Raw genomic sequence first — 22,621 nt, 5'->3', positions numbered from 1 at the left:
AGCCGCAGGCTTCGCGCCCGCCGGCCGCTGCAGCATTGCAGACTGCGAAGAGCGGAGAAGGCAGATGTATGATCTCGAGCCCAGTTCATCCGACCTCAGGCGTCGGCGGAGAAGAAAAGGCGTGGTCATCAGCGCCACTCTCTCGGTTGTGGCCGTTTCCGTCGCAGCGACACTCGTGATTGCGTCGGGGACCGATTCGACTGGCGGAGGCACTCCTGGTTCGCAGGACCGGGAGACCCCGAACGTGGCTTTCTTGGCAGGAGCGCTCGCTGACCAGGAAGTGGTCTGGGAAGCGTGTGAGTTCAACGACGACGGGCCGCCAATCCCTGGTGCGGATGTGTCCAATGTCGAGTGCGCGACGATCGAGGTGCCACGCGACTGGACAGATCCTGATCCAGAGCTCACGTGGGACGTGCGCATCTCTCACGCTCGCAACATCGAACCCACGGACCCGAACTACAGCACCACGATCATGGCCCACCCTGGTGGGCCGTACAGTTCTGGCCTCTCGTTCAGCACCGCGGTGCAGCTCTACACTCCGGAACTCCGGCCGACGACGAACTACGTCAGCTTCGATCAGCGTGGCCTCGGACAGTCGAGCCGGGCGGAGTGTGAGTACGAGTACGACCCAGCCGGCGGACCATCGGCCGCCGCGCGGGCAATCGGTGAGGCCTGCTCGAACCACCCGGACGTGGCGACAATGACCACCGAGCAGGCTGCCTACGACATGGACTTCATTCGTCACCTCCTTGGGCTCAAGACGGTGACCTACGTGGGCTACTCCTACGGCACGTGGCTCGGGACCTGGTACGGCAGCCTCTTCTTCGACAACATCGAGCGGATGATTCTGGACTCGTCGACCGACTCCACGCGGGAATCGATCCAGCACAACTACGACGCGGCGCACGACGCTCGTGACCGGCAGTTCCGTCTGCACATGATGAACTGGATCGCTCGGAATGACGCAACGGTCGGGCTGGGTACGGACCCGGAGGAGATCTGGGAGCGGTACTTTGCCGCCACCAAGAGCCCGGCTACCTCGCTGGCTGCGCAGTATGCCTGGAACGTGGTGAACGGCCCGGCTGCCTTCTCCGGCCCGGTGCTGTATCCCGCGGCAGGAAGTCTGGTCGCGAGCATCATCAACCAGGCCGAGGCGGCAGATGAGGCGGCTGACCCGGTGGAGCTTGCTACTCGCATCGTCAACGGAACGGAGTTGCCCGACGCCCTGCGGGTGATTGCGGACGAGCGGCTCGCGCAGCTTTCAGCGCCTCCCCCGACCGAGCCGGGCGAGACGATCCGAGCGACGCACGACTACGTCATCGAGTTCACCGCCTGTACGGACGGCCAGTGGACGCAGGGGCTGGAGTTCTGGGACGAATTCCACGAGAAGACCGCCGAGACCGCGCCGTTGTCGGCACAGTTCGGCCTGCTCATCACACCTACGTGCGCGTTCTGGCCGACCGACTCGAAGATGCCGCCGCTGGACGACAGCTTCCCGGAGAGCATCGTGCTGCAAAGTGAGCTTGATTCGATGACGCCGTACGAGCAGGGCTGGGCAGCTGGGACCGGGTTGCCGAACACGAGTCTGATCGTCGTCGACAACGAGAGTATTCACGGCGTCTTCCCCTATGGCACGGAGGAAGTCGACCAGCCGGTGGTGGACTTCCTGCTCGGTGAGGATCGGCCCGCGCACACGATCGTGGCTCCCGGCAAGCCGCTGCCCCTTGAGCACACGACGTACGAGTCGTGGACGCCGCTCGACGAGAACGGCGAACATTCGGGAGCCCCGCAGTTCACTGATCCGACAATCCCGGCAGAGACGGCCACGCTGAAGGACACCGCGGTCGGTTCCAGATAGCCGGGTTCGCGGCAGCGGAATGGGTGGCGGTCGCGATCAACGCGTTCAACCGGATCTCCCTCCTCAGCGGGCACCCAGTGCGGCCGCGCGATGGCGATGGAGACGTTGTTCGATGATCGCTGCCGACAGTCGGCCGAGCACGGGCTGGCCTCGATGTGGTCGACCCGCCTCGTTCGGTGAAGGACCCGCCGCTGGTGAGCAGGGAGCCGTGTGCAGTGAGCGTGGAAGCTCGCACGAGGCCCCGGTGCTCGACGTGGATTCCACGACATGCACCGGGGCCCTGCTGAGGCGGCGTTCAGGTGCACATCGTCAGGATTTCAGGGTGACCTCAGGCACCTCCGAGGACGTGGCCGGGGTCTTGGCGGGGCCAGTGCGCCGGGTGCGGATCCACACCATGACGGCGATGGCGATCATGGCGAGCGCGCTGGGGACGATCAAGGGCGCGGTGACAGTACTCGCCGAGCGGTCGAACCTGTCGGCGAGGTCAGCGTTCACGATGAACCAGTACGTAAAGGTCAGGACGTTGTAGACGGCGTGCATGACGACCGCGTACTCGACCCCCCCGGTGCGCCACGTCATGAAGGAAGCTGTGATGGAGAACACGAGGTAGAACACGTTCCACCACGGGTCAGCGGCGACGTGGATCACCGCGAAAATCGCGCTGGAGACGATGGTTCCCAGGATGAGAGACGTCCACCGACCGTGCACCCAGCTTCCGGCGATACGGAAGACCAACCCACGTAGGCCGTACTCCTCGCCGGCTGACTGCAAGGGCACCAGCAGCACGACCACCACGAAGAGTCCGACGATGTCTGCGTGCGACCACGAGACGGTCGGCCGTGGATCCAGGTACTCGGTGATGCCGATGGCGATGACGAACAAGGGCACGATCGCGATCAGCGCGCGCCCGAAGAGGTCGAACCGAAAACGGGAGACGACGGAGTGGAGCGACGGGCCCGGCACACCGTAGAGCCAGCGCTGAATGAGCATGCTCCACGGAGTGAGCAACGCAGTGGCTGCCAGGCCCGCCCCAAGCGTCAGCGGCGAGTACGCCCCCTGTTCGGAGCCGAGAAGGCCTTCGACCCAGACGGCCAGGAGGTAGGCCAGCTGGATCGCAGTGAACAGGCCACCCACGAGCAGAACGATGGCGAGCACTCCACGGCCGATTCGCCGTTTCTCCCCTGCGAGCACTCGGTGGTATTGCACACCCGACGTGATCGGCTCCCGGCTTGGGGTCACTATTGTGCTAGAGGACATAAGGTCGTCTCCATTTCTCAGGTCTTGACGGACGTGAACCACCCACCGCGACGAGGCATCGGAGATGCGTGGGTTGGAATCAGGGTTGCCGAGGTGCCCCGTAACCGTTCGAGCAGTATTGCACAACCGACCAGATGTTCGGTAGGGGAGCGCGATCGCCGTGTTCGCGCGGAGGCGATGTCGTCTTTGGTGTCGAGCGCACGTGCGGGCAGTGGCGCAGATTCGCGCGCCCGCGCCCCGCCGTTAGTCGGCTGCCGGGTCGTCGCCTCGCGTTTGCCTGCGCGTTCCTTGTGTCTCGCCTCGCACCGCTTCGTGACTGTTTGCTATAGCGAAGGGGTGTGACATGCGTGACTGTACGGACCTAGCGTCTTGTCGTGCCGACCAAATGGTCTGTACGCTCACACTCCGACGACAGTCACTCTGAGGAGATCCTGATGAACAACGCCCCGCCTCCCAAGGCCACGGCCAAGAGCTGGGTTGGACTTGCCGTGCTGGTCCTGCCGTTGCTGCTGATCACGATCGATGGAACGGTGCTGATCCTTGGTCTGCCCGCAATCTCCGCTGAGCTGCGGCCCACCGGAGTTGAGCAGCTGTGGATGATCGACATCTACTCGCTCGTCCTCGCGGGCCTGCTCGTGGCGATGAGCACCGTTGGTGATCGCTTCGGTCGGCGAAGGAACTTGCTCATCGGGGCGGTCGTCTTCGCGATGGCGTCGGTGATCGGTGCGCTCGCCACCGCACCGTGGATGCTGATCAGCGCCCGGGCGCTGCTGGGCGTCGGTGGCGCGATCATGATGCCCTCCACGCTCTCGCTGGTGCGCAACATGTTCCTCGACCGTCAGCAGCGCCGGTACGCGATGGCTGTGTGGGCGGCGATGGCTTCGGTCGGTGCGGCAGTCGGGCCCATTCTCGGGGGGTGGGTGATCGAGACCTTCAGCTGGCAGGCCGCGTTCCTTCTGAACATTCCCGTCATGATCGTCCTGCTGGTCCTCGGCCCGATCCTCTTGCCTGAGAGCCGCAACCCCGCGCTACGCAAGATCGATGTCCTGAGCGTCGTGCTGTCTTTCGTCGGCATGATCGGCGTGGTGTACGCGATCAAGTCCCTCACGGGCGGCAAGGAGCTCGGTCTCGGGCTCGCTGCTCTCGTCATCGGTCTGATCGGGATCGTCTTGTTCGTGCGGAGGCAACTCATGCTTCCCACACCGCTGATGGACGTCAGGCTGTTCAAGGTTCGCTACTTCCGCGGTGCGGTGATCGCCGACCTCCTGTCCATCTTCGCGATGGTTGGTGCACTGGTCGCCCTCGTCCAGCACCTGCAGCTGGTCCAAGGGCTCAACCCGCTTCAGGCGTCCCTCTGGCTGATTCCTCAGGCCATATTCGCCGCGGCCGCTGCGTTCCTCGCGGCGGTACTGGTCAAGCGCATCCTGCCCGCCTACGTCATCACTGTCGGGCTTCTCATCGCGTCGCTCGGCTTCGGACTGACCATCTTCCTGACGCCTACGTCAGGCCCCGTCCTGATCGCGACCGCCCTCGCGCTGGTCTCTCTGGGGGCAGGTATGGGACTGGCGCTGAGTAACGACATCATCATGAGCTCGGTCACTCCCGAGCGTGCCGGACAGGCTGCAGCCACGTCCGAGACGGCCTACGAGGTGGGAACAACACTCGGCACGGCGGTACTGGGCGGTGTCCTTGTCGCCTGGTACACCAGAGCCGTCACCGCCGGAACGGATACGCTCGGCCTCACCGCAAGCAGCACCGAGCGGGCCTCCTCGACCATGGCAGAGGCGTTGCTCGTGGCCTCCGAAGTTGGCGGGAGCAACGGCGCGGCTGTTCTCGAGGTCGCCAAGACCGCCTTCACCGACGCGATCACCATCACCGGAATCGCCGGCGCCGGAATAATGGTCCTGGCTGCGATCTGGGCTCTGGTCACGCTTCGGGGCGCCGCCGCGAACAAGGACCTGGCCGCCGAGCATGAGCATGAGCTCTGACAACGTCCTCGCGCGTGAGCAGCTGGCGTCGGACCGGACCAGGCGAAGTAGTCGACCCAGCGGGGTTGACTGTGTTCCAACAACAGGATCTTCAATGGAGCCACGTGTCACGGGGCTCGTTGTGATCGACGACGCCAGTTGAAACCGATGACGCATGAGGAAGGGACCGAGCAATGACTGGGCAACAGCGACCCGCTCACAGGAGTGACACCACTGACGCCGCCTCGCTCCAGAGCCCAACGCTGGCGGAGGACCTCCTTCTGCTCCTCTTCCAACCGCACCCCAAGGGGAGCGCAGGAAACATCGCCGGCGAGACCACGCTCTACTGGGTGCTTGCCGGCGCAGTCCTCGCAGACCTCGGTCTCGGCGGCCACGTGCAGACGGGCGCAACGCGGTTCGGGACGATGACGGTAGAGGCCGTGGCCGCCAACCCGCCAACCGACCAGCTGCTGCGTGCGAGCTGGGAATACGTCGCCGGCAAGCCACGAAGCGCGCAGACGGTTCTCGCCGCGACGGGCCCCAGTCTGCGAGAACCTCTGCTGGACCGACTTGTGGAACGGGGAGACCTCCACCGTCGCACGCGCAAGACACTCGGCCTCTTCCAGACGTCAGCGCTCCACGAGGGCGCGACAACGCGGCGTGCTCACCTGCTCGCCGAGGTCCGCGCCGTGCTCGTCGACGGCGCCATGCCCACAGAACGCACTGCGGCGCTCGCGGCGCTGCTCTACGGAAGCGGGGCCCTGCCGCAGTTCGACCGTGATATCCCGTGGACCTCTGCGGTCATCGCTCGTGCCGAGGAACTGAAAGACGGTAACTGGGGCGCCGGCGCAGCGGCAAAGGCCGTGACGCGCACCATCACCGCCACGATCGTCACCAACGTCATCGTCGCCGCCGCAGCACAACCTCGGGGCTAGCGGGCCAGGAGCGGATCTCAGCACACCAGGCGGCGGCGCTGCCATCAGGCCCGCGGCACTCCAGTGCCGCATTCGCCCACGAACAGTCAATTGATCACACGACGAAGGGTCACCATGACCGCGTACATCGTGTTCCAGCGGGACACCACCAACGATCAGCAGGCTCTCGATCGCTACTCGGAACGAGCCGATGGCACGTTCACCGGCCACGATGTGCAGGTCCTCGTCGACTACGGCACGTACGAAGTGCTCGAAGGGCCCCCGATCGAGGGCGTAGTCGTCCTGCAGTTCCCCGATGCTGCGGCGGCGAGGGCGTGGTATCGCGGCGAGCAGTACCAGGAAGTGGCACGGGAGTGAACCGGCCCGGGTTTGATGCCGCTGCTGTTTGAGTCCGGAAGGATGGACAGCATGCCGAAGAAGATCGATCCCCAGCTGCGTGCGAGGTGCGTGCGGCTGGTGAGGGACCACCTGCAGGAGTACCCAACCTTGACCGCCGCGGTGACCGCGGTCGCCCGTCAGGAAGGCGTCTCCCGCGAGTCGGTGCGGCGCTGGCTGGCCCAGGCCGAGGTTGATGACGGCACCCGGCCTGGCGTGACCAGTGAAGAGTCCGCCGAGGTCAAACGCCTCAAGGCCGAGAACAAGAAGCTGCGGGAGGACAACGAGATCCTGCGTAGGGCTTCGATTTTCTTCGCGGGGGAGCTCGACCCCCGAAACCGCTGATCCTGGCGTTCGTCGACGAGCTGAGGGCCGAGGGCTACGCAGTCGAGTCGATCCTTCGCGTCCTGCGTCAGCAGGGCCTGGGGATCGCTGCGCGGACCTACCGGGCATGGAAGCGCCCGGCCGGGATCGCGGCCCGCACCGTCACCGACGCCCTGGTCGAGGACAAGGTCCGCGCCCTGGCCTGGACGTTCAACGAGGTCACCGGACAGATGCAGATGACGCCGGAGGGCCTGTACGGGCGGCGCAAGTGGGTCGCCCTGCTCCGTCGCCGGCACGACCTCGCCGGCACCTCGCGCGGCGCGGTGGACCGGGCGATGCGCAGCCTCGGGCTCGAGGGCGTGCGCCGGGCGAAGAAGCTTCGTACCACGATCCCCGACCCGGATGGGAAACGGGCCGGTGACCTGCTGAACCGCGACTTCACCGCCCCGGCCCCAAACCGGACCTGGGTCACCGACTTCACCTACGTACGTACCTGGGCGGGGTTCGTCTACGTCGCGTTCATCGTGGACGTCTTCGCCCAGCGGATCATCGGCTGGCACGCCAGCTCCAGCAAGAAGGTCGACCTGGTCATGACTCCGCTGCGGATCGCACTCTGGCAACGAGAACGAGAAGGAAAACCGGTCTCACCTGGGGATTTGATCCACCACAGCGACGCCGGATCTCAGTACACAGCGATTCGCCTGACCGAGCACCTCGCCCTCGAGGGCATCGCGCCCTCGATCGGCTCCGTCGGCGACGCCTACGACAACGCCCTCATCGAGACGATCAACGGCCTGTACAAGACCGAGTGCATCCGCACCACCATCTTCCACCCCGGCCCCTACCAGACCCTCGCCGACGTCGAGTACGCGACCGCCGGATGGGTCGACTGGTACAACAACCGGCGTCTCCACGGCTCGCTCGGGATGCTCACCCCGATAGAGTTCGAGACGCTCCACTACGAGGCCCTCACCCGAGAGCCCGAACCCGCAAAGTAGCGGCAGAGAACCCGGGCCGGTTCAGAGCGCTTCCGGGGTGCGTCCTACCGGGCGGTGCTCGTCGACGGTGTGGACGCGGCAGCGTGAACGCGCCACGTCCACCGACCTGTCACTTTCCTCGCGGATAATGGCACTGTTGCCACTAGAGATCGTGGACCGTGCGGCCGACACTGTGAGACCACCCAGCAGCTCGGCGATCCCGAGCCCGGAACCACGATGAGGGACTCCAGATGACTGACACCATGAAGGCCGTCGTGCTCGCCCGTTTCGGAGGGCCCGAGGTGTTCGAGCTGCGCGACGTCACTGTCCCGCAGGTCGGACCACGCCAGGTGCGGGTGCGTGTCCATGCGACCGCTGTCAACCCGCTCGACTTTCAGATTCGCCGCGGGGACTACGCCGAGCACGTGCCTCTGCCCGCGATCACCGGGCATGACATCTCCGGTGTGATCGAGGAGGTCGGATCCGACGTGACCGAGTTCCGCGTCGGCGACGAGGTGTACTACACGCCCCGGATCTTCGGCGGGCCCGGTTCGTACGCCGAGCAGCACGTCGCCGACGTCGACCTCGTCGGCCACAAGCCGCAGAACATCACTCACCTGGAGGCGGCGAGCCTGACGCTCGTCGGCGGAACGGTCTGGGAGGGCCTGGTGACGCGGGCACGGCTCACCGTAGGGGAGACGATCCTCGTCCACGGGGGCGCGGGTGGTGTCGGCACGATCGCGGTCCAGGTCGCCAAGGCCATGGGCGCTCGAGTGATCACCACGGCCAGAGCCAGCGAGCACGAGTTCGTGCGCTCTCTCGGGGCGGATGCGGCGATCGACTACACCTCGACCGACTACGTCGATGCCGTCGCCGAGCTGACCCGAGGCAAGGGGGCCGACATCGTCCTGGACACGGTGGGTGGCGACACGCTCACCAGGAGCCCACTGGCGCTGGCCGACGGGGGACGCGTCGTGAGCATCGTCGACATCGCGCAGCCGCAGAACCTCATCGAGGCGTGGGGCAAGAACGCCGCGTACCACTTCGTCTTCACCCGACAGAACCGAGGAAAGCTGGACGCGCTCACTGCTCTGGTCGAGCGCGGTCTGGTGAGGCCGGTCATCGGGGCGACCCTTCCGCTGGCGCGCATGGGTGAGGCTCACGAGCTCCTGGAGAACAGGCGCTCGTACGCACTGCACGGCAAGGTCGCGATCGACGTGGCGGGCGAGACCGCTGCGCTACCTCCTCGCATCGCGTAGCGAAACGCTCCCGACGCCGGCCGAGGGTTAGCCTCGGCCGGCGAAGGTGGCCCGGTACTCCGAGGGGGACACGTCCAGGAGCCGGCGGAAATGCAGCCGGAGGTTCGAGCCGGTTCCCAGGCCGACCTGCTCCGCGATGCGGTCGATCGGCAGCCTCGTGTTCTCCAGGAGCTCGCGGGCGGTGTCGACCCGCGCCCGGAGGATCCACTGCATCGGGGTGCTGCCGGTCTCCTCGGCGAAGCGGCGCAGGAACGTGCGGGGCGCCAGGCGCGCGTGTGCGGCAAGCGCCGCGACCGTGATCGGTCGGTCGAGCCGTGCCATGGCCCATTCCCGCGTCGCGGCAAGGTTCTCGCCCTGGGCCGCCGGGCTGGTAATCGGCAGGTACTGGGCCTGGCCGCCGGTCCGGTAGGGCGCGGTCACGAGCGCTCGCGCGATCTCGTTCGCCGGGCTCACACCGAGGTCGCGTCGCACGATGTGCAGGCACAGGTCCATTCCGGCGGCGGCCCCCGCCGAGGTGAGGACGGATCCCTCGTCGACGAAGAGCACGTTCGGCTCGATCGTGATCTGTGGATGCCGCTCCGCGAGCTTCTCCGCGGCGTCCCAGTGCGTCGTGGCGCGCAGGCCGTCGAGCAGCCCGGCGTCCGCGAGGGCGAACGCGCCGTAGCAGATGGACGCGATGCGCGCCCCGCGGGATGCGGCGCACCGGAGCGCTTCGCCCACCTCGGCCGGCAGTGGCCGACCGACCGGGACGTACCCCGGGACGATGATCGTGTCGGCGTCTGCCAGTGCCTCCAGGCCCTGCGGGACCGTGAAACTGAACTCCCCGTGGGACAGCACCGTTCCGGCGCTGACACCGCAGGCCGACACCTCGTAGGGGAACCCCGTCTCCGGGTGGAACACCTCCGCCGGTATCCCGACGTCCAGCGGGCGGGCCCCGTCGAGCACGAGGACCATCACCCGGTGCGGTCGCTGCACCACCCGACTCCGATCCGGTCGGCATACGCCGCCCATGTCATTATCCTTGCACAGGTGCGCATTGCTGCCAGCCGTGACTGACCGGCTTCAACGGATCAGCTCACCCGTGGGGCAGGGCTCCGTCGTCGTTCCTTCACCACGAGGACCAGGGCCACCACGAAGCCTGCGATCCCGAGGAACGGGGCAGCAAGCCCGGCGTAGGGAAGGCTCGACGAGAACGTCGAGAAGTCCCACAGGCCGTGCAGGAGCATGGCCGGAACGAGCGACCCCGTCGAGCGGAACGCCAGGTAGTAGACGGATCCGAGCCCGAATTGGATGACGACCTGAAGGAACGCGAGCGCACCGATCCCGAAGAAGAAGTTGGGCAGGTGCAGCAGCGAGAACAGGGCGGTGGAGAGGAACCAGACACCCACCTCGCCGAACCGGCTGCGCAGCGCGACGAAGAGCTGGCCACGCGCGGCCAATTCTTCGTTGAACCCGACCAGGACGCTGCCGACGACGAGGAAGAGCCACATCGTCATCGTCACCCGCGAGAACTCGCCGAACACGAGATTGAGGATCGCGACCGCGGCCATGATCGCCGGCACCACGGCAGCACTCTTCGGGAGCCGCCGCGTCTCCCGGAGTGCTGGTCGCCACCATCCGAAGAGCGAGATGGTGATCAGGAGAACGACGAGACCGCCGGCGAGGGGCGCCACGTACCAGCGCAGCAGCGTGTCCTCGCTCTCCCCGACACGCGCGTAGTCGATTCCGTTGACGATCCAGATGGCGTAGAAGACCGCGAGATAGGCGACGAAAGCCACGAGGCCCAACCAGACCCGAGGGCGGACGCGCAACGTCGTCGTACCGGAGTTCGTGTGCATGGCGGCAGTGAAAACCATGGTGTCACCACATGGTCAAGCGGTACTTGGCGGGGCTGCGCCCAGGCTCGCTGATCCACATCGACGTCAAGAAGCTCGGCCGCGTCCCTGACGGCGGCCGGCGGGTCCACGGCCGCAGCGAGCCGGTCCGCTGACGCAGCGTGGGCAACGACTACGTCCCTGCCGACCGTAACCACGGCGAGTCCTGCGGCCACAGCCAGCACAGGCGGCAAGGACTGCGGACCGCATGGACCGGCGGGCGTGCGGCGGTCCATGCCGTCCGAACGTCTGCGACTACGCGGAGGGTCAGGACTTCAGCGCCAGTTCCGCTGCTTCCTGCGGCTCCAGACGCGGTACCCGCTCGGCGGCCTGAACGGCAATGCTGTTTGTGATCACCCGGCACCTCCCGGCCACGTCGTAGCGCAGGTCCAGCAGGTCGTGTCTCGTGTACTGCGCTGGTCCGGGCTCGGCTCCACTCGCCGGAGACGACTGCCCCGGAGTACCACCGGTCGGTGCCGCGGGCGGCGTCGAACGTCACCTCGTAGCCGGCCCCCGACGGTGGCACGGTCACCGTGGCCAGCCCGTCTTCTCGTCCGCGACCACCTGGCCGTCCTGCCGGACCACCAGGTGCATGTCGTCCAGTCCCCAGTCGGACCCGAGGTTCCCTGTCGAGTCCGACGAGTCGGTGAGGATGTCGAGCTGATCGCCCGCCAGTCCACTCGGGAGTTGTACCTGCCGGTGTCCTGGACCGATGGCGGAGATCTGGCGATCACGCTGCACCACGACGCCCACGACATCTGATCCCGGCGCCAGGACACCGACGCTGCAGCGGCTACGCGACCACTGGGGGCAGGCCCTGTGGCGAGCCAGCGACGACGAGGGTCCGTTCGTCGACGTCGGCGAAACGACTGGCGTAGCTTGGCGGGTACGCATGTTCGAGGACTTCGGCTGATGTGGAGGTGTGGGCTATGACGGCGCCAACCTGGGCCGCGGACGAGATGACCCACGACACAGGATCTGGAGCGCTGCCTGCCACGAGTGTTCTGGTCTACCTCCGAGATGCCTCCGGCGAGTCCTGCGACGACGGGTCGTCGGGCCCGGTCTTCGAGACGACGCCGACGACGAAGTCGGCGAGGTAGATGTGCCGACACGGGAACCACGGCTGGGGCCTGCCGCTCGCGCTCGTTGCGGCAGCTGGGTACGCGGCTCTCGTAACCTTCTCCTACGGCATGCATCACGTCGCCGTGTGGGCGTTGGTGGCCTTCTTCGCTTGGAACGCAGTGACGCGCGACGGGGTACAGAGCATGGGGCGATCGGCAGGACTAGGTTCCGGCGAGTTTGATGCGGACGGAGCTCCGTACACATCGGCCCGAGCGAAGAATCGCACACTACTGATATGGCTGATAGCAATAGTGGCGGCAGCCGTCCTGGTGTTTTCTGTCCAGGCTCTCGGCGTGGTAGGGCGCACGATGGGGTTCTTCGGGAACCAGTGCGACAGCGAAGATGGCGCTGCCCTTCAGGTCGAGGCGGAGTCGGTGAAGCTGGCCCTGGGCTCAGCAAAGGTATCCGACGTCTACTGCGACAATTCCGGCGACGGAAAGCCGTACGTCGTGATTAGCCCGCCCGATGCCGAACGGGTTGCCTCAGTGGTTGAAGTGCTATCAGCTCGCGGCTGGAAGTGTGATGATGTCGGGTTCGGTGCGGATGAAGGCGTTACTGTTTGCACCAACGGCGTCGATGGCCACTCCTTCCAGATGACTCTGGAACTGATGGCAGGCGAGACAATTGATATCGGCCTGACAGCAATCGGCCGAGAGTAAGACTCTGCCACTCAGGGTTTCATCCATGTGGGATCCCGCACCCGAATCCGTCAGCAGGCTGACATACTCTGGATGCGGGAGCCCATCGGGTCGCCAGAAGCCTCGCCAGTGCCCTGCTGATTCAGACGTCCGCTGCTGTGGCCACAGCGGGTGTCCGTGATCAGTGACTGTTGCTGTAGCGGCAGGACCCTCCTGGCACGATGTGCTTCGTGGAGCATGCGATGGCACTGGTGCCGGGGGAGACCCGTCGGCTCTCGCCCTTCGAGATCGGGCAAGCACGCAGGTGGAGTGCGCGCGGGAGGGCATTGGCGATGTCGAACGGGCCGGTCCCGGTGGGTGTGGAGGTGGCGTGGCCGGCGGTGGTGACTGAGGTGCGGGTCGAGCATGCCGTGGAGGGATCCTCGACGCTGTGCGGGATCGCGGAATCAGGCTATGAGATCCAGCGGCAGACATTCAGCGCCCACTCGCCGCTGGCATGTGGCAGCTGCCAGGAGGTGGCCGATGAAGAACCTGTTTCAGGTGCGGCCCTCGCGCAGATGGCGCCCCGTGCTCCGGTCTCGGAGATGTCTGAGCGGCAGTTCCTCGCGGAGTTCGCCAAGCGGCCGGGCATGTTCGTTGGCACGGAGAGTTTCGAGCGCGTGGTCGCGTGGATTCAGGGCTATGACTTCCACGGGCTGCGCACCTGTGGTGCGCTCCTGGACGGGTTTCACGAGTGGCTTCTGCAGCGGCCTGGTGCGCCGGGGAGCAACCTTCGCTGGTCGGCGATCATCCTGCTGACCGCGTTCCCTGACCGCGACCGTCTCGCGCCTGGCGACCTCACGCAGGACGAGGAGAGCTACGCCATCCGCCTGTTGTTTGAACTCCTCGATCGGTTCCTCGATGAGCGCGACGGCCCGCCGGTCCGCGGAGAGGACGAGCAGTGACCGCACCTGGAACAGGCCCGGAACTCCGCGGCATGAACGCGGGCTCCTTGCCGGTCGTCCGCCCTGCTCGGGATGCTCCGGGATGGGGCGGGCTGGATGCGTAGCCCAGCGACCTACCGTGACCGGGCCTTGGCAGCGGATGTGTCAGCGGATGAGTTGCACGAGCTGGCCCGCTGTCCGTATCCCTTCGTGTGGCACGCCCTTGCCGAACGGGCCGACGTCACGCCCGAGGTGCTGGCCATGATCGTCCACCGGAGTGATTCTGTCTGGAACGACAACGCCCTGCTGGCCGGCATCGCAGCCAGTCCACAGGCCGACCGTCAGGTGCTGCTCGCCGTCCTGGACCGCGTCCTGCGTCTCCTGGCGGACGGCGAGCGGCCATACGCTGCTGGCCTAGCTCTGGCGGGCCGTGCCGAGCTGACCGACGATGACGCATCCCGACTGCTGGCCGCGCCTGGCGGCTCCCGGCGCTTCCGTACCGGGGCGCGCATGCGACTCATGGCCCGGACGGCAACACGTCAGACAGCCGGGTGACCCCGGCCCGAGAGCACCTGTGTTGCTGTGCAGGAACCTCCCGGGCAACCAGAGTCGCGCGTCACGCCGCCGTGATGGCGATGTGCAGCGCGCGGAGGGCTTCGACGGCGTGCAGGCCCCAGTGTGCGTCGAAGGTGAATCGCCATTGCCACACGACATCCGCGGTTTCTGTTCCCGAGGCGAGTTGGTCGAGTGTGGGGCGCAGGTCGCGCCAGATGTCGGCCAGGTCGTCAGCCAGCGGCAGCAGGACCACCTCGGGTTCGACGTCCTGGGACGAGAGGCTCGCCGCCCAGTAGGTGGCCGCGGAGCCGAGAGCGCTATCGATCGCGGCGAATCGCGCAGACCAGGCGTCGTGGCCGATGCCTGGCGGGACCGTGGCCGTCACGGGTTCCGACGTGGGCAGCACGAGGGCTGCGGAGATCAGCGCGGCAAGGAGAAATCGCAGCCGCGTCAGCGTCTCGTGCGGGTCGGTGGTGGCGATGGTCTCGATGGCCGTGCAGTACGCCTCGGCCGCCTGCCGGAACGCGGTGGCCTGCGGTCCGAGTTCCGGCTGGCTGCGCGGTGCGGGATCGGCGGGTGGCGCGTCGCGTGGGGCGTCAGCCATGAAGGAGTTGCTGGTTGAGGGCGGCGACGCGGTGCATGGTGCAAACCTGGCCTCCAGGTCGGCGCGGTGGGGGTTGTCCCAGTCCACGTCTAGTTCCAGTGCCTGCGCGGCGTCGAGGCCTGCAGCCCAGGCGTCGTCGGCGGCGTCGAGAACCTGCCGGAGCAGTGACCATCGCAGGGCGACTTCGGTGAGCCGGACGGCGTCGTACAGGTCCGCGGGCTGTTCGCGCCGAGCGAGTGCGGCGTGACCACGAAATCGAGGTCTCCGGGCTCTCGGGCGGTGTCTCCGAGCCAGGCGGGAAGTGTCGCGCTGCCCCGCAGGACCAGGTTCGGGGCCCATGGTGAGCGTGCGATGACGTCGAGCACATGGTTCCGTACGGCCGTGCGCGCCTGGGCCCACCGCTCGGCCCGGATCGGGTCGGCGAAGGCGGGCTGACCCGTCTTGAAGGCGTTGGTGAACTGCTTGAGTGCCGGTTCGAACACAGCGTGCTGCCTCACGCCGGCCGAGGGCACCAGTGGCACGAACGTGTCCGGAAAGTCGTCGCCGTCGTAGGACAGCTCCCGTGCGACGCGCGCGTCGATCAGGTCGCTGTAGCTCGGGCCCGCGTTCTTCGCGGGCCGGTCCATCCAGCCGGCATCCAAGCCGAGATTGTCGTCGACCACGACGTACTCCTCCTCGACCTCCAGCACCTCGAACCCGCCATCGCCGAGCGCTGACACCAGCGCGGCCAGCCTCAGGCGTGAGGTCTCGCGCCCGACGCCGAAGCACCGCTGGGTCACGAACCGTTCCTCGGTCCCGTCCTCCAACACGCGTCGCGCATTGCGGGAGACTCGTGCGCCATGTTCTCGGGCCAGTGTCGTGATCGCCAGGCGACGTGCGACGTTTCCGGCGGGAAGGCGGACCTTGATGTGGTGCTCGAAGTACAGGTCTTCGCGCGCCTGCTCGTCGGTGGCGGGCACGTCGCGGTTCCACGGCGCGGTCTCCACCTTGACCCGCACCGCCTGCAACCTTGCGGCGGCCAGCTCACGGCGCAGCTGCACCACCCGCTGTTCGGCGTCTTCCAGCGATCCGGTCAGTTCGACCGTCAGCATCGGCTGGGAGCGGAACTTGCCATGATCGAGCTCGATCCGGCTCACCTTGATCGCGCGCTCGCCCGCGAACGCATCCAGACGGTCCGCAGCCCAGGAATTCACGGTCAGATGGATCTCCAGCGCGCCCTCGTACACGCCCGCGATCCTGCCACACCGGGTCGACGGGCCGAAGGAGTTGGCGCTGGTGGAGGCGTCGGGGTGGTGCTGCGGACACCAGGTGTTCGATCAGCCACCTGGCTCATTCGACGTCTGTGGGATCTGCTTCTGGGAAGACGACGCGATCCAGCTGCGCCGGCCCGACTATCTCGGAGGAGCGATGGCTTGAGCACGCGTCACTTGCGAGATCGAGTCCGCAAAATTTGCCTGAACCCCCCTGCTACGGCAGCTCAGTCGACTGCCCAGTGGGATAGCGTTCGGCGCTGCGCCGCCCGTGTGCTCTGGCTGCCCGAGCGAGCAGGCCTGCGATCGCCGCGGAGGTGACGAATGGCGTCGTGATCACACTCACGATGCCCGCCGCGACGAGGACGAACTGCGCAGGGCCCCAAGGGAAGACGCCGGCCTGCCGCGCGACTCGGGGGTTCTCGGGCAGGTAGATCACGTCGATCGGATCGCCGTACCGCGGCACGCCGGTCCATCGAGTGATCCACGACTCCTCTCCGTCGACCCATACCATCAGGCGGTCTTGGCGGTTGCTTCCCCACTCCGAGCCGAGGACCTCGGCCTGGGCGGCGACGCCGCGCTCGTCGAGGGCAACAAGATCACGGACTTCTACCACCGTGACGCCGACACAGAGCAGCGTGAACGTGATCGGTGTGACGGCGAAGACCAGGATGGACGTCCAAGCGCCCTGCTCCTGTGCTTCGTGCCTGATCCTGCGCCAGGCGCCCGGCACCCACACCAGACGGTGACGTCGCGGCTGCCGTCCATCGCGGCCCGTCGATGCGCCGGGATCCGAACGACGCCGCCACGCAGGATCACGAACCCGGCGCACGAGCAGCACGAGACCAGGCGGAACGAGGACGGCGACCAGACCGAGCGCGCCGATCTCGAAGAGCGCCACGATGGCGATCGACGCGTCGACCGCGGGTGCGTCGACTGCCATGACTCGGCCGGGGTTCGCCGGGTCATACGTGATCTCCAGCGTGTCCCCCACCTCGGTGCCACGAGGCCAGTGATTCAGGCGGGTGAACACCGAGGGGTTGTCGTCCGGGCTGATCATCATCGTGCGTGGCCCCCGCGCGCCCTCGAACGCGAGCACCTCCGCCGACGTCCTCACGCCGTGCTCCTCGAGAATCGCGAAGGTGCGCAAGTGCTCCACCGACAACCACGTCGGAACGGCCGCGATCGCCAATACCAGGAGCATGTTCCCGACGACACTCCTCGTACGGCGATCACGGTTGTGCTCAGCGAATCTGTCGAACCAAGACCTCTTGACGCGATCGTTGTCCGTGAAGCTGCTCATCGTGGCCGCGAGCATACCCTCGCCCTGGAGTCGTTCCGCCGCCAGCCTGAATGAAGTCACCACGGCACGGGGCCGGTGGCACCGACGAAGGCGGGGCTGGGTGTGCCGGGCGCGGCGGTGGCGGCGGTGACGATGGCCGCGGCGCCTTCCTCGACGCTCTGGGTGCCCTGGTGGCCGTTCAGGTCGGTCGCGGTGAACCCGGGGTCGACCGAGACCACGCTGATCTGCGGGAGGGACTGCGCGTAGACGACGGTCAGCATGTTCAGCGCGGCCTTGGAGGAGTTGTAGGCCAGCAGCGGCGCCCATGCCGGGAGCAGGTCGCTGTGGGCGGCCGGGTCGGCGTTGATCGTCAGCGAGCCCAGCGCGCTGGAGACGTTGACGATCGCGGGCCGGGCTGCCTGCTGGAGCAGGGACAGGAAGGCGCGGGTGGTGCGCACAGCGCCGAAGACGTTGGTGTCGAAGACCTGCTGCAGGTCGGTGGCGTTCAGCTCGCCGGCAGGGGCGGCCGGGCCGGCGATGCCGGCATTGTTGACCAGGACATCCACGCGGCCTGCCTCCGCGCGCACCTGGTCGGCGGCCGCGGCGACGGACGCTTCGTCGGTGACGTCGATCAGCAGCGGGCGGGCTCCCAGGGCGTGTGCCGCCAGCTCGCCGCGGTGGGCGTGGCGGGCACCGGCGTAGACGGTGTGGCCGGCCGCGATGAGGCGGCGGGCCGTTTCGAATCCGAGGCCCTTGTTGGCCCCGGTGATCACGGTGATTGAAGTCATGCCTTCACTCTGCGCGCCGGGGCGCGGGTCAGGGAGAGCTCTCCTCATCGGGGGGTCGACCAGTACCAGGCTGTTCCTCGACAGGCGGCGGACAATGGAGGGGTGAACGACGATCCTGTGCCCCTCGGCCAGGCTCTGCGCCATTGGCGCGACCGTACGAGCCCCGAGGACCTGGGCCTTCCCCGTGCCGGGGTGCGCCGGGCGCCCGGGCTGCGCCGCGAGGAGCTCGCGCAGTTCGCCGGCGTCTCCGTGGACTATGTCGTCCGCCTGGAGCAGGGCCGGGCGACCTCACCCTCTCCGCAGGTCCTGGCCGCGCTCGCTCGTGCCCTGCGCCTGACCGAGACCGAACGCGACCACCTCTACCTGCTGGCCGGTCAGGCTCTGCCCACCAGCGGCCAGGTATCCCCGCACGTTCCGCCGAGCGTCCAGCGCCTGCTCGACCAGCTCGACGGCTGCCCGCTCAGCGTCCATGACGCCACGTGGGGTCTCATTTCATGGAACCCGCTGTGGGCCGCCCTGATGGGAGATCCTTCGTCCTGGCGCGGCAAGGACCGCAACATCGCCTGGCGCCACTTCACGGGCCGGCCCACCCGTGTCACCCATGACCCCGACCAGCAGGACCGCTTCGAGACCGCCCTGGTCTCCGATCTGCGCTCATCCGCCGCCCGATACCCCAGGGACACCCAGCTCACCACGTTGATCAACGATCTGCGTGGGGTCAGCGACCGCTTCGACGACCTCTGGGACTCCCACATCGTGGGCTTCCACACCACCGACAGAAAGACCGTCCACCACCCCGGTCTCGGGCCGGTCGCCGTCGACTGCGACACCCTCACCGTTCCCGGCAGCGACCTGCGCATCGCCGTCTGCTCCGCACCGGCAGGCGCCGCCACGGCCGACCAGTTCGCCCTGCTGAACACCATCGGGACTCAGGTTCTTGGCTGAGGGGAAGCGCCCGGCAGGATCGGGTTGATCGAGGTGGCGCGGCCTCGTGCGGCGGGGAGTCCGCGCCACCGCGACCGTCACCGGCGTGGTTCCCACCGGAACATGCGTGAGGCGAGGGCGACGGCGACGGCGACCCACCCGAGGGTGGGCGCCAGCAGGAGCAGCGACTCGGTGAGGGGGACGCCGCCGTTCCAGGCGTTCATGACGAGTTCAGTGGCCGCGCCGCCGGGCAGGAGCCGCTTGAGGAGTGCGAGGTCCTCGGTTCCGGTGAGGCCGATCCAGCTGGCCAGGACGACGACACCCAGACTCAGGGGCAGCGTCGTGACCTGGGCGTGCTCGGGGGAGTTGGTGATGCCGGCCGTGGCGATCGCCAGGGCGAGCATCATGACGAACGCGGCGATGATCGCCACGATCAGCAGGAGAGCGTTGTCGGGCGCGCCGCTGAGCGTGATGAAGACGCCCAGGATGAGGGCGATCTGCGCCACGGAGATCACGCTGACCGGGAGCACCAGGCCGGTGAGGATCGCCGTGTCGCCGGCGGCCGTGGAGCGCAGCCGCTTGAGGAAGAGGTTCTGGCGGCGGGCGGCCAGGGTGGTCACGGTGGTGGCGTAGAGGCTGAACGCCGCGATGGTGAAGACGAGGATCGCCGCGATGTAGCCGAGGCTGCCGAGGTCCTGGAAGGTGTCGCGGCGGTAGATGAAGAAGGCGCCGGCCGCGACGGGCATGACGAGGCTCGTGATGAGCACCGCCCGGTTGCGGAAGATCTGGATCAGTTCGCTGCGTGCGATGGGGAGCATGGTCGTGGGTTTTCCGTTCTGCGGGTCTCAGGCGAGGGCGGGTTCGGCGTCGATGGCGCGGAAGACGTCGTCGAGCCGGGTCGGGGCGGCTGACAGTCCGTGCAGTTCCACGCCGTGGGCGTGCGCCCAGTCGAGCAACTGCTTGAGGTCGGCCTGCAGGTCGAACGTCTCGATCTGGTAGGCCCCGTCGCCGACGGGGCCGGGGTGCATGGGCGGGGTCGGCGAGCCGGCGGGGAGCGAGAACTGGATGGCCGCGGGCAGGGTCCGGGTCAGCTCGGACACCGTTCCCTCGTGGCGGAACACGCCGTGGTGCATCAGGCCGATGCGGTCGGCGCGCTGCTGCGCCTCCTCCAGGTAGTGGGTGGTCAGCACGATGGTGGATCCGTCCGCGCGCAGTTCCTCCACCGCGTCCCAGAGGGCGTCGCGGGACTGGATGTCCAGCCCGGTGGTGGGCTCGTCCAGGAAGATCAGCTCGGGTCGCCCGTACACGGCGGTGGCGAAGTCGAGCCGGCGCTTCTCACCGCCCGAGAGCTGAGCCACCCGGGTCTCGGCCTTCCCGGCGAGGTCCACGATGCCCAGGACGCGCTCGGCCGAGTCGGTCCGTCCCGAGAGCCGGCCGATCAGGCGCACGGTCTCGGCGACCGTGAGGTCCGGGGAGAACCCGCTCTCCTGGAGCATGATCCCGGTCCGGGGGCGCACCGCCCCGCGGTCCGACGGGCTCTCGCCGAAGACACGCACCGTGCCCGACGACGCCGCCCGGTGGCCCTCCACGACCTCCAGGGTCGAGGTCTTGCCGGCGCCGTTCGTGCCCAGGAGTGCGTACAGCTCTCCCCGTTCCACCTGGAACGACAGGTCCTTCACGGCGTGGAAGTCGCCGTAGCTGACGTTCAGGGCGTCGACGTCGATGACAGGTGCTGTGCTCATGGCCCCATCACAGCCGTCCGCGGCGGCGCCGACCAGTGAGGCGGCGTCATCTTGCGTGCATGACATCCGCACGCACCAGGCATGACACGGCGTCACTGGTGCGCCGTCGCGCAGCGGCAATACTGGTGCCGACACCGCTCGCCGACCGGAAGCTCGCCGATGAACGCTGGACCTGCCCGCCGGGTGCCCGGACGGCTCCCGGCGGCGCCGTGGACGACCCGTGCCGGGCGGATGTCCCGACGCCGGTTCCGCACCCTCAACCTGTCGACGGCGCTGCCCCTGTTCGTCGCCGTCGGCGCGATCCTGGTGGCGCGGCAGGCGCAGTCCTGGCAGGACGTCGTCGTGCTGGGGCTCGGACTGGCGGCGGTGGTGGTGGCGTTCGAACGGTGGACCGTCGGCGAGATCGCCCGTGTCGCGGTGCCCTGCCTGGCCGTCGCCGCCGTCGTCTGGCCCTACGGGGCGTTCCTGATCGACGGCGACGCCCAGAGCGCGTACTACTCCCTCGCCGTCGTGGGTGGTCTGACCGTCCCCCAGTTGCCGCGCCGGCGTGTCGCCGCGGCGATCGCCCTGACGGCCTACGTCGGGGCGATCGGTGCGCTGAGCCTGGTGACCGGCGGCGAGGTGGATGCGACGGGTGTGATCCTCGACGTCATCCTGCCGACCGGGATCACGGCGGTCGTGATCGGCGTGATGTTCCCCAACAAGGGGTTCTACGACGTCGTGGCGGAGCTGGAGGAGAGCCGCGAGCGTGAGGCGGAACTGGCGGTGATGCGCGAACGTATGCGTTTCGCCGGCGATCTGCACGACATCCAGGGCCACACCCTGCACGTCGTGAAGCTCAAGATCGCCCTCGCCCAGAAGCTGCTGCACAGCGACACCGAACGCGTCGAGCGCGAGCTGCGGGAGGTGTACGCCCTCGTCAGCGACACCATCACCCAGACCAAGGAACTCGCGTACGGACAACGCAAGCTCAACCTCACCGCAGAGCTGGAGAACGCGAGAAACCTCCTCGAAGCCGCGGGCGCCCGCGTCCGGGTCGAACGGCGGGCCGAGATCGACTCCCCGCCCATCGATCTCCTGGCGCAGGTCCTGCGAGAGACGACGACGAACATCCTGCGGCACTCGCGCGCCACCCTGGTGCGCATCGAGCTCGCCGCCCGCAGCATCACCGTCAGCAACGACGGCGTCGCCGCCGACGACGCGCCGCCGGAACTCCGCGGGCTGGCCACCCTGGGGCGCAGGGTCGCGGACGCCGGCGGCGAGCTGACCACGCGGCGCGCGGACGGGCGATTCCTGACCCGTGCGACCTTTCCCGCCACGCACGACGGCGGGCACCGCACCCCGATCGGAGAGGAACGCCCATGACGACCGTCGTGCTCGCCGACGACGAGGTGCTGCTCCGCTCAGCCCTCGCCGCGCTGCTGCCCCTGGAGGGCGACATCACGATCGTGGCCGAGGCCGTCGACGGCCCCGACGCCGTCCGCGTCACCCTGGCCCACCGGCCCGACGTGCTGGTCATCGACCTCGAGATGCCGGGCATCGACGGCCTCGACGCCGTCGCCGAGATCCGCCGGTCCCTGCCGGGCCAGGTGGTCCTCATGCTCACCCGGCACGCCAGGCCCGGCGTCCTGCGCAAGGCGCTGCGACTCGGCGTGCAGGGCTTCGCGAGCAAGTCCGCGGAACCGGCCCACATCGCCACGGTGATCGCCACCCTGCACTCGGGCCGCCGGTGGATCGACCAGGACGTCTCCGCCGCGGCGATCGTGGACGACAACCCGCTCACCGACCGCGAGGCCGACGTGCTGCGCGTCACCGGCGACGGCTACTCGGTCGCCGAGATCGCCGCCCGCCTCCACCTCGCGCAGGGCACCGTGCGCAACTACCTGTCCAACGCCATGCGGAAGACCCAGACCCGCACCCGCCACGAGGCGGCCCGCTACGCCCGAGAACACGACTGGCTGTAGCCC

Annotated in this window: 25 protein-coding genes; 15 read left to right on the top strand and 10 right to left on the bottom strand. The window is 67.8% G+C overall.

The features are described 5' to 3' along the window. The first annotated feature begins 121 nt into the window (after positions 1–121). Positions 122–1,858 (top strand): alpha/beta fold hydrolase, encoded by a 1,737-nt coding sequence (locus EDD34_RS12755; RefSeq protein WP_170177073.1) that lies wholly within the window; start codon positions 122–124, stop codon positions 1,856–1,858. Between the two features lie 309 nt (positions 1,859–2,167). Here EDD34_RS12755 and EDD34_RS12745 read toward each other — a convergent pair whose 3' ends face one another. Next, a complete protein-coding gene (locus EDD34_RS12745; RefSeq protein WP_246012374.1) occupies positions 2,168–3,049 on the bottom strand; it encodes a CPBP family intramembrane glutamic endopeptidase in 882 nt (293 codons plus the stop codon). A gap of 500 nt (positions 3,050–3,549) precedes the next feature. Between EDD34_RS12745 and EDD34_RS12740 the strand changes: the two genes are divergently transcribed. From EDD34_RS12740 to EDD34_RS12720, 5 genes are all read left to right on the top strand, one after another. Next, a complete protein-coding gene (locus tag EDD34_RS12740) occupies positions 3,550–5,103 on the top strand; it encodes an MFS transporter (RefSeq protein ID WP_123814909.1) in 1,554 nt (517 codons plus the stop codon). Between the two features lie 173 nt (positions 5,104–5,276). Beyond that, complete coding sequence (locus EDD34_RS12735; RefSeq protein WP_211341575.1) at positions 5,277–6,017, top strand: GOLPH3/VPS74 family protein; 741 nt, start codon at positions 5,277–5,279, stop codon at positions 6,015–6,017. 114 nt (positions 6,018–6,131) lie between these two features. Then, positions 6,132–6,374 carry a DUF1330 domain-containing protein gene (locus EDD34_RS12730; protein ID WP_123814908.1) on the top strand — a complete coding sequence of 81 codons (243 nt, stop codon included), beginning with the start codon at positions 6,132–6,134 and terminating at the stop codon, positions 6,372–6,374. Between the two features lie 51 nt (positions 6,375–6,425). Continuing rightward, positions 6,426–7,714, top strand: a protein-coding gene (locus tag EDD34_RS12725; RefSeq protein ID WP_123813304.1) for an IS3 family transposase whose coding sequence is annotated in 2 segments (ribosomal slippage) — positions 6,426–6,699 and positions 6,699–7,714 — 1,290 coding nt in all. Because the reading frame shifts where the segments join, the coding sequence is not laid out codon by codon here. A 230-nt stretch (positions 7,715–7,944) separates the two neighbouring features. Continuing rightward, positions 7,945–8,952, top strand: a complete 1,008-nt coding sequence (locus EDD34_RS12720; RefSeq protein ID WP_123814907.1) for a zinc-dependent alcohol dehydrogenase family protein — start codon at positions 7,945–7,947, stop codon at positions 8,950–8,952. Between the two features lie 27 nt (positions 8,953–8,979). Here EDD34_RS12720 and EDD34_RS12715 read toward each other — a convergent pair whose 3' ends face one another. After that, positions 8,980–9,927: a GlxA family transcriptional regulator gene (locus tag EDD34_RS12715; RefSeq protein WP_246012373.1), complete on the bottom strand. Its 948-nt coding sequence runs from the start codon at positions 9,925–9,927 to the stop codon at positions 8,980–8,982. A 95-nt stretch (positions 9,928–10,022) separates the two neighbouring features. Continuing rightward, entirely contained in the window at positions 10,023–10,790 is a 768-nt protein-coding gene (locus EDD34_RS12710) for a CPBP family intramembrane glutamic endopeptidase (protein ID WP_170177072.1), read from the bottom strand. A 29-nt stretch (positions 10,791–10,819) separates the two neighbouring features. Between EDD34_RS12710 and EDD34_RS21405 the strand changes: the two genes are divergently transcribed. Further along, complete coding sequence (locus EDD34_RS21405) at positions 10,820–10,942, top strand: hypothetical protein (protein WP_281277785.1); 123 nt, start codon at positions 10,820–10,822, stop codon at positions 10,940–10,942. 412 nt (positions 10,943–11,354) lie between these two features. Here EDD34_RS21405 and EDD34_RS12705 read toward each other — a convergent pair whose 3' ends face one another. Further along, complete coding sequence (locus tag EDD34_RS12705; RefSeq protein WP_211341574.1) at positions 11,355–11,570, bottom strand: hypothetical protein; 216 nt, start codon at positions 11,568–11,570, stop codon at positions 11,355–11,357. A 185-nt stretch (positions 11,571–11,755) separates the two neighbouring features. On the opposite strand from EDD34_RS12705, the gene EDD34_RS20685 reads away from it, so the two are divergent. From EDD34_RS20685 to EDD34_RS12690, 4 genes are all read left to right on the top strand, one after another. Beyond that, positions 11,756–11,926 carry a hypothetical protein gene (locus EDD34_RS20685; RefSeq protein ID WP_170177071.1) on the top strand — a complete coding sequence of 57 codons (171 nt, stop codon included), beginning with the start codon at positions 11,756–11,758 and terminating at the stop codon, positions 11,924–11,926. Positions 11,927–12,016: 90 nt separating this feature from the next. Next, entirely contained in the window at positions 12,017–12,607 is a 591-nt protein-coding gene (locus EDD34_RS12700) for a hypothetical protein (RefSeq protein ID WP_123814903.1), read from the top strand. Positions 12,608–12,816: 209 nt separating this feature from the next. Next, positions 12,817–13,530, top strand: a complete 714-nt coding sequence (locus tag EDD34_RS12695; protein WP_123814902.1) for a hypothetical protein — start codon at positions 12,817–12,819, stop codon at positions 13,528–13,530. 129 nt (positions 13,531–13,659) lie between these two features. After that, the gene (locus tag EDD34_RS12690; protein WP_123814901.1) at positions 13,660–14,064 is read left to right on the top strand and encodes a hypothetical protein; all 405 of its coding nucleotides are present in this window, start codon (positions 13,660–13,662) and stop codon (positions 14,062–14,064) included. A 61-nt stretch (positions 14,065–14,125) separates the two neighbouring features. Here EDD34_RS12690 and EDD34_RS20680 read toward each other — a convergent pair whose 3' ends face one another. Beyond that, positions 14,126–14,668, bottom strand: coding sequence for a DUF5063 domain-containing protein (locus tag EDD34_RS20680; RefSeq protein WP_170177070.1), 543 nt, complete (start codon positions 14,666–14,668; stop codon positions 14,126–14,128). Between the two features lie 89 nt (positions 14,669–14,757). Continuing rightward, positions 14,758–15,894: a nucleotidyl transferase AbiEii/AbiGii toxin family protein gene (locus EDD34_RS20675; protein ID WP_170177069.1), complete on the bottom strand. Its 1,137-nt coding sequence runs from the start codon at positions 15,892–15,894 to the stop codon at positions 14,758–14,760. A gap of 49 nt (positions 15,895–15,943) precedes the next feature. On the opposite strand from EDD34_RS20675, the gene EDD34_RS12680 reads away from it, so the two are divergent. Continuing rightward, the gene (locus EDD34_RS12680; RefSeq protein ID WP_123816510.1) at positions 15,944–16,084 is read left to right on the top strand and encodes a CPCC family cysteine-rich protein; all 141 of its coding nucleotides are present in this window, start codon (positions 15,944–15,946) and stop codon (positions 16,082–16,084) included. A 51-nt stretch (positions 16,085–16,135) separates the two neighbouring features. Here the strand turns inward: EDD34_RS12680 and EDD34_RS12675 are convergent, their stop codons facing one another. Then, a complete protein-coding gene (locus EDD34_RS12675; protein WP_123814899.1) occupies positions 16,136–17,110 on the bottom strand; it encodes a hypothetical protein in 975 nt (324 codons plus the stop codon). 167 nt (positions 17,111–17,277) lie between these two features. Further along, positions 17,278–17,988, bottom strand: coding sequence for an SDR family NAD(P)-dependent oxidoreductase (locus EDD34_RS12670; protein ID WP_123814898.1), 711 nt, complete (start codon positions 17,986–17,988; stop codon positions 17,278–17,280). Between the two features lie 102 nt (positions 17,989–18,090). On the opposite strand from EDD34_RS12670, the gene EDD34_RS12665 reads away from it, so the two are divergent. Further along, positions 18,091–18,933, top strand: a complete 843-nt coding sequence (locus tag EDD34_RS12665; RefSeq protein WP_123814897.1) for a helix-turn-helix domain-containing protein — start codon at positions 18,091–18,093, stop codon at positions 18,931–18,933. 77 nt (positions 18,934–19,010) lie between these two features. On the opposite strand, the gene EDD34_RS12660 is transcribed toward EDD34_RS12665, so the two are convergent. Both EDD34_RS12660 and EDD34_RS12655 read right to left on the bottom strand, forming a co-directional pair. Continuing rightward, positions 19,011–19,730, bottom strand: a complete 720-nt coding sequence (locus tag EDD34_RS12660; protein WP_123814896.1) for an ABC transporter permease — start codon at positions 19,728–19,730, stop codon at positions 19,011–19,013. 27 nt (positions 19,731–19,757) lie between these two features. Continuing rightward, positions 19,758–20,654: an ABC transporter ATP-binding protein gene (locus EDD34_RS12655; protein WP_123814895.1), complete on the bottom strand. Its 897-nt coding sequence runs from the start codon at positions 20,652–20,654 to the stop codon at positions 19,758–19,760. A gap of 159 nt (positions 20,655–20,813) precedes the next feature. Here EDD34_RS12655 and EDD34_RS12650 point away from each other — a divergent pair, with 159 nt between their 5' ends. Together EDD34_RS12650 and EDD34_RS12645 are read left to right on the top strand one after the other, a co-directional pair. Continuing rightward, positions 20,814–22,019 carry a sensor histidine kinase gene (locus EDD34_RS12650; protein WP_246012371.1) on the top strand — a complete coding sequence of 402 codons (1,206 nt, stop codon included), beginning with the start codon at positions 20,814–20,816 and terminating at the stop codon, positions 22,017–22,019. Further along, positions 22,016–22,618: a response regulator transcription factor gene (locus tag EDD34_RS12645; protein WP_123814894.1), complete on the top strand. Its 603-nt coding sequence runs from the start codon at positions 22,016–22,018 to the stop codon at positions 22,616–22,618. Before EDD34_RS12650 ends, EDD34_RS12645 begins: the two co-directional genes overlap by 4 nt. Positions 22,619–22,621: the final 3 nt, after the last annotated feature.

Origin of the sequence: Myceligenerans xiligouense (assembly GCF_003814695.1) — a bacterium.
GTDB lineage: Bacteria > Actinomycetota > Actinomycetes > Actinomycetales > Cellulomonadaceae > Myceligenerans > Myceligenerans xiligouense.
This window is presented reverse-complemented; position numbering and strand designations above follow the sequence as displayed.

Coding starts and splice junctions, on each gene's coding strand:
- EDD34_RS20685 (WP_170177071.1), top strand. CDS start 11,756: ATGACGGCGCCAACCTGGGCCGCGGACGAGATGACCCACGACACAGGA.
- EDD34_RS21405 (WP_281277785.1), top strand. CDS start 10,820: ATGGTCAAGCGGTACTTGGCGGGGCTGCGCCCAGGCTCGCTGATCCAC.
- EDD34_RS12720 (WP_123814907.1), top strand. CDS start 7,945: ATGACTGACACCATGAAGGCCGTCGTGCTCGCCCGTTTCGGAGGGCCC.
- EDD34_RS20680 (WP_170177070.1), bottom strand. CDS start 14,668: ATGGCTGACGCCCCACGCGACGCGCCACCCGCCGATCCCGCACCGCGC.
- EDD34_RS12700 (WP_123814903.1), top strand. CDS start 12,017: ATGCATCACGTCGCCGTGTGGGCGTTGGTGGCCTTCTTCGCTTGGAAC.
- EDD34_RS12670 (WP_123814898.1), bottom strand. CDS start 17,988: ATGACTTCAATCACCGTGATCACCGGGGCCAACAAGGGCCTCGGATTC.
- EDD34_RS12660 (WP_123814896.1), bottom strand. CDS start 19,730: ATGCTCCCCATCGCACGCAGCGAACTGATCCAGATCTTCCGCAACCGG.
- EDD34_RS12650 (WP_246012371.1), top strand. CDS start 20,814: ATGAACGCTGGACCTGCCCGCCGGGTGCCCGGACGGCTCCCGGCGGCG.
- EDD34_RS12655 (WP_123814895.1), bottom strand. CDS start 20,654: ATGAGCACAGCACCTGTCATCGACGTCGACGCCCTGAACGTCAGCTAC.
- EDD34_RS12710 (WP_170177072.1), bottom strand. CDS start 10,790: ATGCACACGAACTCCGGTACGACGACGTTGCGCGTCCGCCCTCGGGTC.
- EDD34_RS12645 (WP_123814894.1), top strand. CDS start 22,016: ATGACGACCGTCGTGCTCGCCGACGACGAGGTGCTGCTCCGCTCAGCC.
- EDD34_RS12730 (WP_123814908.1), top strand. CDS start 6,132: ATGACCGCGTACATCGTGTTCCAGCGGGACACCACCAACGATCAGCAG.
- EDD34_RS12735 (WP_211341575.1), top strand. CDS start 5,277: ATGACTGGGCAACAGCGACCCGCTCACAGGAGTGACACCACTGACGCC.
- EDD34_RS12740 (WP_123814909.1), top strand. CDS start 3,550: ATGAACAACGCCCCGCCTCCCAAGGCCACGGCCAAGAGCTGGGTTGGA.